14 protein-coding genes are annotated in these 13,081 nt (G+C 70.6%); 7 read left to right on the top strand and 7 right to left on the bottom strand.

What is annotated here, in order from left to right; all coding sequences use genetic code 11:
• Positions 1-109 precede the first annotated feature (109 nt).
• Positions 110-1,405 (bottom strand): trypsin-like peptidase domain-containing protein, encoded by a 1,296-nt coding sequence (locus VKV26_15250; GenBank protein HLZ71257.1) that lies wholly within the window; start codon positions 1,403-1,405, stop codon positions 110-112.
• 281 nt (positions 1,406-1,686) lie between these two features.
• Here VKV26_15250 and VKV26_15245 point away from each other — a divergent pair, with 281 nt between their 5' ends.
• Positions 1,687-2,271, top strand: a complete 585-nt coding sequence (locus VKV26_15245; protein ID HLZ71256.1) for a sigma-70 family RNA polymerase sigma factor — start codon at positions 1,687-1,689, stop codon at positions 2,269-2,271.
• On the top strand, positions 2,268-3,215 hold the full coding sequence (locus VKV26_15240) for an anti-sigma factor (protein ID HLZ71255.1): 948 nt from the start codon (positions 2,268-2,270) through the stop codon (positions 3,213-3,215). Before VKV26_15245 ends, VKV26_15240 begins: the two co-directional genes overlap by 4 nt.
• Before the next feature lie 44 nt (positions 3,216-3,259).
• Here VKV26_15240 and VKV26_15235 read toward each other — a convergent pair whose 3' ends face one another.
• The 4 genes from VKV26_15235 to VKV26_15220 all read right to left on the bottom strand — a co-directional run bounded on the left by VKV26_15235 (position 3,260) and on the right by VKV26_15220 (position 6,582).
• On the bottom strand, positions 3,260-3,601 hold the full coding sequence (locus VKV26_15235; protein HLZ71254.1) for a hypothetical protein: 342 nt from the start codon (positions 3,599-3,601) through the stop codon (positions 3,260-3,262).
• An 18-nt stretch (positions 3,602-3,619) separates the two neighbouring features.
• Complete coding sequence (locus VKV26_15230) at positions 3,620-3,949, bottom strand: hypothetical protein (protein ID HLZ71253.1); 330 nt, start codon at positions 3,947-3,949, stop codon at positions 3,620-3,622.
• Between the two features lie 45 nt (positions 3,950-3,994).
• The gene (locus VKV26_15225) at positions 3,995-5,329 is read right to left on the bottom strand and encodes an ABC1 kinase family protein (protein ID HLZ71252.1); all 1,335 of its coding nucleotides are present in this window, start codon (positions 5,327-5,329) and stop codon (positions 3,995-3,997) included.
• A gap of 260 nt (positions 5,330-5,589) precedes the next feature.
• On the bottom strand, positions 5,590-6,582 hold the full coding sequence (locus VKV26_15220; protein HLZ71251.1) for a TIGR03560 family F420-dependent LLM class oxidoreductase: 993 nt from the start codon (positions 6,580-6,582) through the stop codon (positions 5,590-5,592).
• A gap of 170 nt (positions 6,583-6,752) precedes the next feature.
• On the opposite strand from VKV26_15220, the gene clpS reads away from it, so the two are divergent.
• Together clpS and VKV26_15210 are read left to right on the top strand one after the other, a co-directional pair.
• Positions 6,753-7,052, top strand: coding sequence for an ATP-dependent Clp protease adapter ClpS (clpS, locus tag VKV26_15215; GenBank protein HLZ71250.1), 300 nt, complete (start codon positions 6,753-6,755; stop codon positions 7,050-7,052).
• Between the two features lie 53 nt (positions 7,053-7,105).
• Positions 7,106-7,945 (top strand): gamma-glutamyl-gamma-aminobutyrate hydrolase family protein, encoded by an 840-nt coding sequence (locus VKV26_15210; GenBank protein ID HLZ71249.1) that lies wholly within the window; start codon positions 7,106-7,108, stop codon positions 7,943-7,945.
• Positions 7,946-8,075: 130 nt separating this feature from the next.
• On the opposite strand, the gene metF is transcribed toward VKV26_15210, so the two are convergent.
• Both metF and VKV26_15200 read right to left on the bottom strand, forming a co-directional pair.
• On the bottom strand, positions 8,076-8,936 hold the full coding sequence (gene metF, locus VKV26_15205) for a methylenetetrahydrofolate reductase [NAD(P)H] (protein ID HLZ71248.1): 861 nt from the start codon (positions 8,934-8,936) through the stop codon (positions 8,076-8,078).
• 65 nt (positions 8,937-9,001) lie between these two features.
• On the bottom strand, positions 9,002-9,580 hold the full coding sequence (locus VKV26_15200; GenBank protein ID HLZ71247.1) for a hypothetical protein: 579 nt from the start codon (positions 9,578-9,580) through the stop codon (positions 9,002-9,004).
• A gap of 210 nt (positions 9,581-9,790) precedes the next feature.
• Between VKV26_15200 and VKV26_15195 the strand changes: the two genes are divergently transcribed.
• The 3 genes from VKV26_15195 to VKV26_15185 all read left to right on the top strand — a co-directional run.
• On the top strand, positions 9,791-10,588 hold the full coding sequence (locus VKV26_15195) for a glucose 1-dehydrogenase (protein ID HLZ71246.1): 798 nt from the start codon (positions 9,791-9,793) through the stop codon (positions 10,586-10,588).
• A gap of 237 nt (positions 10,589-10,825) precedes the next feature.
• On the top strand, positions 10,826-12,574 hold the full coding sequence (locus VKV26_15190) for an NADPH-dependent assimilatory sulfite reductase hemoprotein subunit (protein HLZ71245.1): 1,749 nt from the start codon (positions 10,826-10,828) through the stop codon (positions 12,572-12,574).
• Positions 12,575-12,898: 324 nt separating this feature from the next.
• A partial coding sequence (locus VKV26_15185) for a hypothetical protein (GenBank protein ID HLZ71244.1) occupies positions 12,899-13,081 on the top strand: 183 nt, incomplete at its 3' end.

Raw genomic sequence — 13,081 nt, 5'->3', positions numbered from 1 at the left:
GTCCGAGCAGTCCGGCGCGGGAGGGGTAGGCGACACGGCGCGCGGCAGCGGCCCCTTCCTCCACAGGTATCGCGGAGGGTGGGGCCGCTGCCGCGTGCCGCGCTGGTCGCTAGCCGCCCTGGCTGGTCGTGGGGCGCGAGCCCAGCGTCACGTCCACGCTCTGCTTGTCCTTGCCGCGGTAGAACTCGACCGTGACCTTCTTGCCGGGGCCGTTCTCGATCAGCGCTTGCTGGATGTCGCCAACGCTGCGGATGTCGCGGCTGCCCAGCTTCACGATCACGTCCCCCGCCTTGAGCCCGGCCTGGTCGGCGGGCGAGCCGCTCACCACGCTGGCCACGCCGGCGCCGTCGTTCACCGCGAGGTTGTTCGCCTGCGCCTCGTTGGGCGTGATCGGCACCAGGTTCACACCCAGGAAGCCGCGGTCGACCTTGCCGCCGCTGATCAGCGCCTTCGTCACCGGCAGCACCGTGTCGACCGAGACGGCGAAGTTGATGCCGGAGACGGGCTCGCCGTTGTCGCTGCGGAAGATGCCCGCCGTGTTCACGCCGACGACTTCGCCCTGCATGTTAACGAGCGGGCCCCCGCTGTTGCCGGGGTTGATCGCCGCGTCGGTCTGGATCGCGCCGCCGACGATGTTGGGCGTGCCACCGCCGAAGGGGCTGCCGTTGCCGCCCTGCAGCGTCTCATCGATCTGGCGGTTGAGGGCGCTGATTACGCCCTTGGTCACCGACGGCGTCGAGCCGAGGTCGAGCGCGTAGCCGATTGCGATCACGTCCTGCCCGACCTGCAGCGACTTCGGATCGGCGAACTTCACCGGCGTCAGGCTCTTGGCGCTGATCTTGAGCACCGCGAGGTCGGCCGACGGCTCGCGGCCCACGATCGTGGCCGGCACCGATTCGCCGTCGGCCAGATCCACCATGATCTTGTTCGCGGGCGTGTTGCTGCCCAGGGTAACGACGTGGTTATTGGTGAGCACGTGGCCGTCGGTGTCGAGGATCATGCCGGTGCCCGTGCCCGAGGCGTTGCCGATCGAGCCGAACGGCCCGATCTGCGAGGCTTCGGTGCGGATACGCACGACGCTGGGGCGCAGCGCGTTCACCACGTCGGTGGTCGAGCCGCTGCTCACCACCGGACTGGTTGCCGTGGTCAGGGTTGGGCTGGCGGCGGACGCGGCGCCGCTCGAGGACGGCGCGGCTGTCGCAGCGGCCGCTGCACTGCTGGATGAGCCGGCGGCGACAGTGCTCGCGGCGCCGCGGACGCTGCTTGCGGCCGGGCTGGCCGCGGCCGCCGGGGCGGCGGTGTTGGCGTTGTTGGTCGCGGCCGGTTTGGCTTTGCCGGTGCAGGCCACCGACGCCGCGAGGGCCACGCCGGCCAGTGCCAGCGCGGCGAAGCGTGCATGATTCACGACAGATGCTCTCCTTCGGACTGCGCGGTTCTCTGCATTTCACGCTACGCCGGCCGCTGCCACGCTCCTAGGCTCCGGCGGTTAATGCGGTGCTAAAAGACTGTGAAACCGGGAGTGGCGCGGCTGCTACGTTGCTACGCTGCTACAATGAGGCGGTCGCGTCGCGCGCCCGGCAGGCGCGGCCAATCCGTGCGGCGTTTTGCAGCGTATTACCGACAGGACGCCGCGTTCTGCTCTGCCCTGGCCGTGGGTCGGTCAGCGTCGAGAGAACGGGTGCAGGTGTGTCTGACCTTGAGCGGACGGACGAGGAGTTGGCCGCGCTCATTGCTGCGCGCAACGAGATCGCCTTCCGCATCGTCTACGATCGCTACGCCGACCTCGTCTACGGTGTGGCGATGCGCGTGCTGGCCGATCCGGCGGCGGCGCAGGATGTGGTGCAGGACGTCTTCCTGCGCTTCTGGCGCTTCCCCGCCAGCTTTGACGCGGATCGAGGGCGGTTCATGTCCTGGCTGCTGAGCGTGGCCCGCAACCGCGCCGTCGATGAAGTCCGCTCGCGCGGGCGGCGGCGGCTGCACGAGTCGCCGCCCGCCGAGGGCGCCGACGACCCGGTGGACGAGAACGCGGCCGACCCGGCGCGGCTGGCCGTGCTCTCGTCGGAGCGGAGCGAAATCCGCGCGGCGTTGCAGCAACTGCCGGTCGAGCAGCGCGAGGCGATCGAGCTGGCCTATTTCGGCGGCCTGACGCAGCAGGAGATCGCGGAGCAGTTGCGCACGCCGCTGGGCACGATCAAGACGCGCGTGCGGCTGGGCATGCGCAAGCTGCGCTTTGCACTTGGAGTGGAGACAGAGAGCACAGGCGTCCTATGACCTGCGAGGAGTTTCGCGAAAACGTCGAGGCGCTGGCGCTGGGCGCCCTCTCTCCCGAGGAGACGGCGGCGGCGGAGCAGCACGTTGCCGGCTGCGCGGCCTGCGCGCGGGAGCTGCGGCTTGCCCGCGCCGTGGTCGAGCGTCTGCCGCTGAGCGCCCCGGCGAGGCGCGCCCCGGCGGCGCTGCGCGATCGCGTGCTCGCCGCGGTCGGCGCCGAGGCTGCGGGCGTCGATGCCGCCGGCTTTGCTCGCAGGCCCGGTCCGGCAGCGGAGACGGCAGGCAGCGCCTCACAGTCGCCCGCACCGGCAAACAACGTGCGCGAGTTCGCGCCGCCGCGAACGGCCGCACCGTCTGGATCGCCGCCAGCCGCGGAGCATGGTCGGGCGCCCGTGCCGATCAGCCGCTGGCGGCGAGTGTTGGCCGGCGGGCCGCGTCTGCCGGCGCTGGCGGCGGCGGCGCTGCTGCTGGCGCTGGTCGGGCTGGCGGCGTGGTCGCTCTCGTTGCAGGGCCAGCTCTCGGACGTGAAGCACCAGCAGGCGCTGGCGCGCAGCCAGCCGCAGGGCTTTCTGCCCGTCTCGCAGACGGCGCTGACCTTGCTGGCCTCCCAGGGCACGGTCACCAGCGAGCTCGACCCCGCGCAGAACGCCACGGCAACCGGCGGCGTGATCTGGAACCCGGAGAAGAAGCAGTGCGTGGTGCTGGTGCAGCACCTGCCGCCGGCCGCCGCGGGGCAGCAGTATCACATCTGGTTTACGTCTGGTGACAACAAGTGGGACGGCGGCGCCCTCACGCCGGACGGCTCCGGCTCCGCCTTCCGCGCGATCGATATGACGCGCTGGAACGTGGGCGCGGGCTATCACCTCAGCGTCGTGCTGCAGGCGACGCCGGACAACGGTCAGCGCCAGCCGGTGCTGGGCGGTGATCTGCACGCCTCGCTGCAGTAGCGGACACGGCAATCACCACGCACGCTCGCGCCGACGCGGGCAGGTCAGGCGAAGGGGTCGGGCTCCAGCGGCGACTGTTCGCCGATCGCCAGCTGGTAGCCCGCCATCAGGCCGAAGAGCACCGCTTCATCGATCGCGGGCTTGCCGTCGCTGCGCCGCGCGACACGCGGCGCCAGATAGGCGGCCAGGGCGCTGAGCGTCGCCGTTTCTGCCAGCGTCAGCGGCCGGGCGCGCGCGGCGCGGTCGAGCCGGCTGACGGCGTCGGCGTGCAACGCTTCAGTTTGCGCCGCGCTCAGGCCCGCCAGGTGCTCGCTCAGGCGGCGCTGCCAGGGCAGCATGCCGGGCGCTCCGCCGCCGTTCGCGTCGCCGGCCGCGTCACTCGCCATCGTCTCCACCCAGCCCGGTTATTCATCGCATGACCGCGGATAATGGCGGTGCCGGAACTCCAGCAGCAGGCGCCAGAGCGTCTTCTGCCGCTCCGCCGGCGCCACGCCGGCGAAGACGGCGATCGCCTCGGCCATCTCCACCGCGCCGCCGAGGTCGTCCGGCTCGGCGGCAACGGCCAGCGCCTCGGTGGTAATCACCTCGGCCTGCTCGGCGCTGAGCGAGCGCACGAACTCGGCCGAGCGCCGCGTGCGCTGCACCCACTCCGCGATGCCGATGCCGGACGCGACGATCAGGCGGCGCATCGCCCGTAGCTCGTCCGGCGTGTAGGGTCCGTCGCTCTCCCACATACGCCGATCTTACCAGCCTGCCCGCCCGCGCGAGCGTCGAACGGGTCAGGCGACGCGCTCCGCCTCGTACTCAGCGATCACGCGATTGCTGTAGTCGAGGATCATCGACCACATGTCGGCCCACATGTCGAGGGCGAACATCACGCCGCCCATCAGTGTGATCGCCCGGCCAACGAGCAGCAGCTCCGGCGGCAGGCTGATCACGGGGTCGGCGCGGTACATCGCCCGCACGTCGATGCCGCTCTGCTCCCACGACTGCTGGTCGAACAGGCTCTTCTCGCCGCGGATGTGTTCCGGCAAGCCGAGGAAGAGTGTGCCCAGGGTGACGTAGGTCTGCAGCGAGTCGTCGCGCGTGCGCACGCCCATGCGGTGGTACGCCTCGCGCGTGGCGATCGGGTCGAAGGTGAGGATCGCGCGGCAAAGATAGGCCGAGCCCACGCGGAACCGGGGCGTCAGCTCCTTCACCAGGCCGAAATCGAGCAGGGTAATCTCCGCCTCGCCGCCACTCCGCGGCACGACCAGCAGGTTGCCGGGATGCGGGTCGGCGTTAAAGAAACCGTGCACCATGATCTGATCGAAGTAGATGCCAAGGAAGAGCCGGCAGAGCGCCTTCAGATCGATCTTCGCCTCGCGCAGCTTCTCCGTTTCGGTGATCTTGATGCCGCGGATGAACTCCATCACCAGCACGCGGCGCGAGCTGTGCTCCCAGACGATGCGCGGCACGATCACGCCCGGCTTGCCGGCGAAGTTGCGGGCCACGCGCTCGGCGTTGCGGCCCTCGTGCACGAAGTCGAGCTCCTGCGGAATCGAGGCGCGCAGGTCATCGACGATCTCGCCGATGTTCAGCTCGGGCAGCAGCCGCGCCAGCGCCCACTTGACGACGTTCAGCCCGAAGAGGTCGGCCTTCACCACCGACTCGATGCCCGGGTACTGGATCTTGACCGCGACCTCCTGCCCGTCCTGCAAGACGGCGCGGTGCACCTGCGCCAGCGAGGCCGCGGCGAGCGGCGTGCGGTCGAAGTTCTTGAACACGCGTTGCGGCGCCGTGCCGAGGCCGCGCCGCAGCACCGGCGCGATCTCCGCGTAGCTGCGCGGCGGCACACGGTCGTGCAGGCGCGACAGCTCGCGCACATATTCGCTGGGAAAGATGTCGGGCCGCGCCGCGATCAGCTGGCCGAGCTTGATCAGCAGCCCCTGGCGGCGAACGGCGGCGCCGTAGAGCAGGCCCGCCGCCAGCGCGTGCTGCCGCGACCAGCGTTCGGGCGGGATAGTCTGGTGCAGGTACCGCCGGCGCCAGCGCAGCGCCATGTAGCCGAAGAAGATGCGAAAGGCCGCCGTGCCGAGGTCCAGCAGGCGGCCGGTCTGACCTACGAGGAACACGCCCTGTCTCCACGAGCGGACCTGTTCGCGGCCCGCCCGCTTCGATCGTACCGTATTGTTCGCGCGAACGACGTGCCCACGCTCACCCGCTGCGCCTACCCCGACCTCGCAGGCGATGGCTGTTACTGGAGGCCTCCGACGCTTGCGCCGCGCGTCCTGCAAGGACACCAGGATCCGCTGCCCTCGCACGACAGCGGGAGCGCTCCAGGCGTCCCTGCCAGCGTCGGGAAGGGACAGACTCGGCGCAAGCCGAATCAGGGTTAGGCGCCGCGGGCGGCCGCGGGCGCACGGCTGCCGGCGCCCTCGCGGAAGCGCGGCAGCACCGTCTCGGCGAAGAGCTGCGCCGGCTCGCGCGTGTCGCGGCCGAAGAACTCCATCACGAACATCGTGCAGCCGAGGTCGATGTGACGCTGGATGCGCGCCGCCACCGTCTCCGGCGTGCCCGCGATCGCCAGCGGGCCGTGCACGTCGCCCATGTGCCCGCCGAACAGCTTCGTCGCTCGCTCGATCATGGACCCGGCTTCGTCCTCGTTGCGCGCGATCAGCACGAGGCACTGCTGCGAGATGGTGATCGCGGCCGGGTCGCGGCCGACGGCGGCGCAGTGCCGCTTGAGGATGTCGATCTTCTGCTCCAGCCGCGTCTGCTGCGCCGCGGGGTTGTTCCAGATGTCCGCCCAGCGCGCGGCAATGCGCAGCAGGACTTTCTCGCCGCCGCCGCCGATCAGGATGGGCGGGTGCGGCTGGTGCACCGGCGCGGGAGCGAGGATCAGGTTTTCGGTCTGGAAGTGCTTGCCCTGGAAGCTGAGCCCGGGCTCGGTCCAGGCGCGCTTGCTGATCTCCGCCGCCTCCGCGAGCTGCTCCAGCCGCGCCTTCGTCTCCGGGAAAGGAAAGCCGTAGCCGCGGAACTCCTGCGCGAACCAGCCGGCGCCCATGCCGAGGATCACGCGGCCGTTCGTAATCTGGTCGAGCGTGGCCACGATCTTGGCCAGCAGCGCCGGGTTGCGGAAGCCCGGCGGCGAGACAACCGTGCCGAGCTGCACCCGCTCGGTGACCGCGCCCACGGCGGTGAGCGTGGTCCAGCATTCGAGGATCGGGATGTCCGGCCGCGGCACGCCGTAGAGATGGTCGTTCAGCCAGACCGAGTCGTAGCCGAGCCGCTCGAAGGTCTCGGCGGCATGGCGCGTCTCCTCCCAGCTACGGCTGATCTGCGGCAGCGAGACGCCGAAATGAATCGGACGAGCGGCAGCGGACATCCTGAGACCTCTTTCAGCAGAGTTGGCGCGGGCCGGGGGCGGCCGCCCGCGCGACCGCTTCAGGCCGTACTGTACCAGCGCCCGTCCCCGCCTGCACGCTTCGCCCGACGCTCCACACGGTAGAATGGTGCCGAAGCAGAGCGGCCCGCGTGAGGCCGGAGGCGGCAACGATGCGTCCTGCGGCGGTCAGCACACCGGATATCGAAGAGCGCACCACCACCACCACGGTGCTGCTGCCGCCGTGGCGGGTGATGCTGCACAACGACGACTACAACTCGATGGAGCACGTCGTCTACGCGCTGCTGCTGACCGTGCAAAGCCTGACGCCGGACGAGGCCACGGCGATCATGTTCGAGGCGCACAGCGAGGGCGTGGCACTGGTGATCGTCACGCCGAAAGAGCGCGCCGAGTTCTACCGCGAGCGGCTCGAGCAGTTCGGCCTGACCAGCACGATCGAGCCGGACGACTGACGCCGGCCCCGGTCGAGATCAGCACGACGACGAGAAATGGAGGATCACACTGGATGACGGCACCAGCGAAACCGGGCCGCGAACTCGATGCGCCGGCCTCAGAAAGCGGCCGCCGGCGCATCCTCGTGCTGGAGACGATGCCGCCCGTGAGCTGGCTCGGCGCCGAGTCGAACGGCACGGGCTGGCTGCGTCGCCTGCTGCCTGACAGCGAGCTTGTCGGGGTGCCCGCGTACGACGGCCGCTCGCCGCTGCCGAAAACGGCCGGCTTCGTCGCCGCGATCGTGCCCGGCTCCCTGGCGGCGGTATACGAACGGGCGCCGTGGATGCTGCGGCTGGAGGCGTACCTGCGCGGGCTGCACGCTGCCGGTTTCCCGGTGCTGGGCATCTGCTTCGGTCACCAGATCCTCGCCTCGGCGCTGGGCGGCGCGGTCGTGCGCAACCCTTTGGGGCGCGAGTTCGGCTTTTGCGAGCTGCGCCTGACGGACGCGGGCCGCGCTCATCCCACGCTCTTCGCCGGTCTGCCGCACGTCTTCCGCGGCGCGCAGGGTCATTACGACGTGGTGAGCGAGCTGCCGCCCGGCGCCGCGCTGCTGGCCGAGAGCGACCACGGTGTGCAGTCCTTCGCGCATGGCAGCGTGCTGGGCGTGCAGTTCCACCCCGAGATCAGCGGCGCCGTGCTGGCCGCCATCGCCGAGCACGATGCGGCCGAGCTCGCGGCCGCGGGGCAGGATGTCACCGCACTGGCCGCCGAGTTGCGCACGATCGACCTGAGCGAAGCGAGCGCCGTGGTGCCGAACTTCGTCGCCGGCCTCTCGGCCCTCACCCTCGGCCCCTCTCCCAATCCTGGGAGAGGGGAGACTCAGCTCGGCGCGGCTCGAACGCCGTCGGGTTAACCGTACGGAGATCGGAACGCTCCAGGCTGGATCGTCTCCTTCCCGCCAGGACCGCCATGCCGTGGAACGGCATCTCCAACCAACGAAGGAGAGACGAGAGGATGAGGGCCGAACGCCGCGGCCGGCACTCCTACCCCAGGGCTTCGAGCACCAGGCGCGTGGCGGGGCTGCGGTTCAGCGTGTAGAAGTGGATGCCCGGCGCCCCGCGCTCCAGCAGCTCCACGCACTGCATCGTCGCCCAGCGCACGCCGAGCGCCAGCGCCGCCTCGGGCGTGTCGCAGCGCTGCAGCTCGTTCTCCAGCCGCGCCGGGATCGTGGCGCCGCAGCCCTGGGTAATGCGGCGGATCTGGGCGATATCGACGATCGGCATGATGCCGGGAATCACCGGCACGTCAATGCCGGCGCGGCGCACCCGCTCCATAAAGTCGAAGTAGAAGGCGTTGTCGAAGAAGAGCTGCGTGATCAGCAGCGTGGCGCCGGCCGCGACCTTCAGGCGCGTGTGCGCCAGGTCCGTGGCGCGGTCGGGGCTCTCCGGGTGCATCTCCGGATAGGCCGCGCCCGCCAGGCAGAAGTCGTAGCCCTCCTCGCGGATGAAGCGCATCATCTCCGTGGCGTGCGGCAGGCCGTCGACGGGAGGTTGGAAGTCGGGCAGATCGCGCGGCCGGTCGCCGCGCAGGGCGATCACGTTCTCGATGCCGTCGTCGCGCAGTTTCTGGAAAATCGCGCGCAGCTCATCGCGCGTATGGCTGAGGCAGGTGACGTGCGCCATCGCCTCGATGCCGTATTCGCGCTTGATCCGCGCCACGGCGTCGAAGGTGGCGCCGCGCTGCGAGCCGCCGGCGCCGTAGGTGACGGAGACGTAGCGCGGGCGAAACTCGCGCAGCGTCTCGAGCGTGCGCCACAGCGTGCGCCAGCCCGCGGGCGTCTGCGGCGTGTAGAACTCCATCGAAAACGACGGATTGCCGGGCGTGAGCGATTCGTCGATGCGCATGCAGCGATCTTCGCACACGCCGCCGGGGCTGTCACCGCCGCGAGCCGCGAATCACGGGGCTACGCTCACTGCACGCGAACCGGTGCCAACGCCGGCGCCGGCCGCTGCCTGCGCGGCAGGGCGCGCAGCACGGGGATCAGTGCCAGCCCCGCGGCCGATGCGGCCAATGTGGTCCAGGGCGAGCCGGGCAGCGCGTGGGCCAGGCCCAGCGCCAGCGCCAGCCCGTTCGCCCACTTGAGCACGTCCGCCGCGATCACGACGGCCGCGGAGCGCAGAGCGGCGCCGTTGTGCAGCGTCGCCAGCGCTGCGCCCGCGTAGAAGCTGACCAGCGACGCGGAGAAGAGGCCGGCGCGACTGCTTGCCGTGCCATGCACGCCGCCGCTCAGGCGCCGGCGCAGCCACGCCGGCGCACCCCGCGCCACGATGCCGCTGAGCGAACGGTGCCGGCGGGTAAGCGCGGGCAGCAGCCGCTGGATCGCCAGGTAGGAGAGCACGTCCTGCGCCAGGTAGAGCGCGAGCACGAGCGGCAGCGGCACGCCGCAGTCCAGCGCCCAGAGCACGACCGCCAGCGCGGCGGGCGCCGGCAGCGGCATCAACATGGTCGCGAACAGCGCGACGGCGACGAGAACGATAAACAGATCCATGACGGGCGGTTTCCCCTCGGAGGTCGGGTTGCCGGCGGACTGCTTCCCTCTCTAGTTCAACACGAGCAGCCGGCGGCGCGCGTTGCCCTGAGCACATCTCACAGCGCGAAGGTGAGGGCCGGTTGAGGGAAAGCTGAGAGCGCGATAAGAATCACGGGACGCGCCGCGCGGACGCTCGGCCCGACAAGTCAGTCACGAAGGAGTACCACGATGACACGCCTGGCGGGAAAGGTCGCGGTGATCACGGGCGCCGCGTCCGGTATGGGTGAGGCGACGGCGCGGCTGTTCGCGCAGGAAGGCGCGGCGGTGCTGATCGCCGACCTGCAGGACGAGAAGGGCGAGGCGGTGGCGCGCGAGATCGCCGCCGGCGGCGGCAGGGCGGCCTACCTGCACACCGACGTCTCCGCCGGCGAGGACGTGCAGGCGATGTTCCGCCGTGCCGCCGAACTGTACGGCGGCATCGACGTGGTTTACAACAACGCGGGTATCGGTTTCAACGAGGGCCGCATCGGCGACGCCGGCGAGGAGGACTTCGACCGCATCATCGCCATCGATCTGAAGGGCGTCTGGCTCGGCATGAAGCACTGCCTGCCGTACCTGCTGGAGCGCGGCGGCGGCTCGATTATCTCCACCGCCTCGATCGCAGGGCTGCTCGGCTTCGCCACGCTGGGCGCCTACAGCGCGGCGAAGGGCGGCGTGATCCAGCTCACCAGGGTGCTGGCCGTGGAGTACGCCGAGCAGAACATCCGCGCCAACTGCATCTGTCCCGGCGGCATCGCCACGCCGCTGGTGCTGGACAACCCGCGCTTCCAGAATACGATCCCGCGCGAGGTGCGGGTGGCGGGCATGGCGCAGATCCAGCCCATCCGGCGCGCCGGCCAGCCGCTCGACATCGCCCAGGCCGCGCTCTGGCTGGCGAGCGACGAGTCCTCGTTCGTCACCGGTCAGGCGATCACGGTAGACGGCGGCTACGTGGTCGATGCGGCACGCGGCCCGCGCCGCGCCTGAGACCTCCAGCCCCGGTCCATCCCGTGGCACCCGATGACCGGTCAAGGGGAGAGCGCCATCGGGAGCGTCGGGGCTGAAGGCGAGGTCGGTCGCGTCGGCAGATGCGACGGCCCGAGGCACGCGCTCCCGCGGGGCTGCGCCCTGTGCCCTGGCCTGGCCTTGCTTCCGCCCGTAATCTTGATATAGTTGACTTACTCAATCAAGATAGCGAGCTGCGGAACAGGCCGGGAGGGCATCATGGCAGACTCGGGTCGGGCGGTCGCCGGCGCACCGTCCAAAGTTGAGCAGATCAAGACCAGCAGCAATGCCCTGCGCGGCTCGCTCGCCGACGAGCTGGCACGCGAGGGCGACGCGCTCGGCGGCCCCGCCGCCAGCCTGCTGAAGTTCCACGGCGTCTACCAGCAGGACGACCGCGACCGCCGCGCCGAGCTGCGCCACGCCGGCGAGGGCGGCAGGCAGCACATGTTCATGGTGCGCACCAAGCTGCCCGCCGGCGCGATCAGCGGCGCCGCGTATCTGGAGCTCGACCGGCTGGCCGGGCGCTACGCCAACGGCAGCCTGCGCATCACCACGCGGCAGGACATCCAGTTGCACGGCGTGCTGAAGCGCAACCTGCGCCGCACGCTGCGTGAGATCAACGACGCGCTGCTGACGACGCTCGGCGCCTGCGGCGACGTGGTGCGTAACGTCGTCTGCTGCCCGGCGCCGACGGCCGAAAACCAGCGGCTGCGGCTGCTGGAGACGGCGCGCGCGCTCAGCGACCACTTTCTGCCGCGCACCCGCGCCTACGCCGAGCTGTTTTTGGACGGCGAGCCATATGCGGCTGCCGCCGACGCTGCCGATGCCGCCGAGCAGGAGCCGTTCTACGGCGCCGCCTATCTGCCGCGCAAGTTCAAGATCGGCCTGGCGCTGCCGCACGACAACTGCATCGACGTGCACACCAACGACCTGGGCCTGCTGGCGGTGCTGGAGCGCGGGCGGTTGCGCGGCTGGGACCTGTTGGCCGGTGGCGGGCTGGGCATGTCCTTCGGCGTGCGCACGACCTACCCGCGCCTGGCGAGCCCGATCGCCTTCGTGCCGGCGGATGAGCTGTTCGCCGCGGTGGAAGCCGTGGTCGCCATCCAGCGCGACTTCGGCAACCGCTCCGACCGCAAGCGCGCCCGGCTCAAGTACCTGATCGACGAGTGGGGCGTCGAGGCGTTCCGCGAGGAGCTGGGCAAGCGGCTGGGCAAGACCCCTGCCAGGCCGGTGAACCCGCCGATCACCGGCATCGCCGACCACCTCGAGCGCGGCGAGCAGCCGGATGGCCGGTTCTTCCTTGGCCTCTATGTGGAGAACGGCCGCATCCGCGACGATGAGCACGCGCACCTGCGCACGGCCCTCCGCCGGGCCGTGCAACGCTTCAACCTCGATCTGCGCTTCACGCCGCAGCAGAACGTGCTGCTGACCAGTATCCGCCGCGAGGACGAGCACCCGCTGCTGGCGTTGCTGGCAGAGCACGGCGTGAGCGTAAAGCCGCCGCTGCCGGCCCGCCGCGCGGCCATGGCCTGTCCGGCGCTGCCCACCTGCGGCCTGGCCATCGCCGACGCCGAGCGTGCCCTGCCCGCCGTGGTGGACGACGTGGAGGAGCTGCTGATTCACCTCGGCCTGGGCGCCGAGCCGCTCAGCATCCGCATGACCGGCTGTCCGAACGGCTGCGCCCGGCCCTGGGTGGCGGATATCGGCCTGGTGGGGCGCACGGGCGGCGCCTACAACGTCTACGTGGGCGGCAACCCCGAGGGCACGCGCCTGAACGGCCTTGTGGCCGAGCTGGTGCCGCCACGGAAGGTCGCCGCGACGCTGCGCCCGCTGTTCGAAAAGTTCCGCATCGAACGGCACGGCAGCGAGGGCTTCGGTGACTTCTGCGAGCGCGTGGGCCACGCCACGCTGGCGCAGGAGGTCGAGCGAGCCAGGCAGGCCGATCCGGCCATCGCCGCGGCGGACTGAGGCCGGGCCCCAGCCCGGAGTCATTCCTCTTGCCCCGCTCCTTACTGCGTGGGGAAGGGGAGATCATGGCGCGCGGCCTCAGAGCTGAGGGCGAGGCGCAGCGGCTCCACAGCTCCGATCCAAAGCTCCCCTCTCCATACGATGGAGAGGGGCCGGGGGTGAGGCCATGCGGCCCGCCCGCGGCCGATCGCCTTCGCGCGTCGGCAATTCTGACTCCTGCTCGATCTGGCGCCGATGCATCGTGCCTTGCCCTTGATGGCCGCATTCGCCGCATGATTGGGGGACGCGGCATCGTGGATGTCGGAAAAGCGGGGCAGGGAGCCTGTGCGGCTGCGATCGTTTGGCACGCCGGTGCGGCGGCTCGTCCTGCTCATGCTCGTGCTGTACGCCGGGGCGATCACCCTGGCGCTGAGCGGCGCCGATGTGGTCTTCGACCAGCAACAACTGATCAATGGCCTGAGCAGCGGCGCGGTCTACGGCTCGATCGCGCTGGCGCTGGTGATCATG

This window comes from Dehalococcoidia bacterium (assembly GCA_035310145.1).
Classification (GTDB): domain Bacteria; phylum Chloroflexota; class Dehalococcoidia; order CAUJGQ01; family CAUJGQ01; genus CALFMN01.
This window is presented reverse-complemented; position numbering and strand designations above follow the sequence as displayed.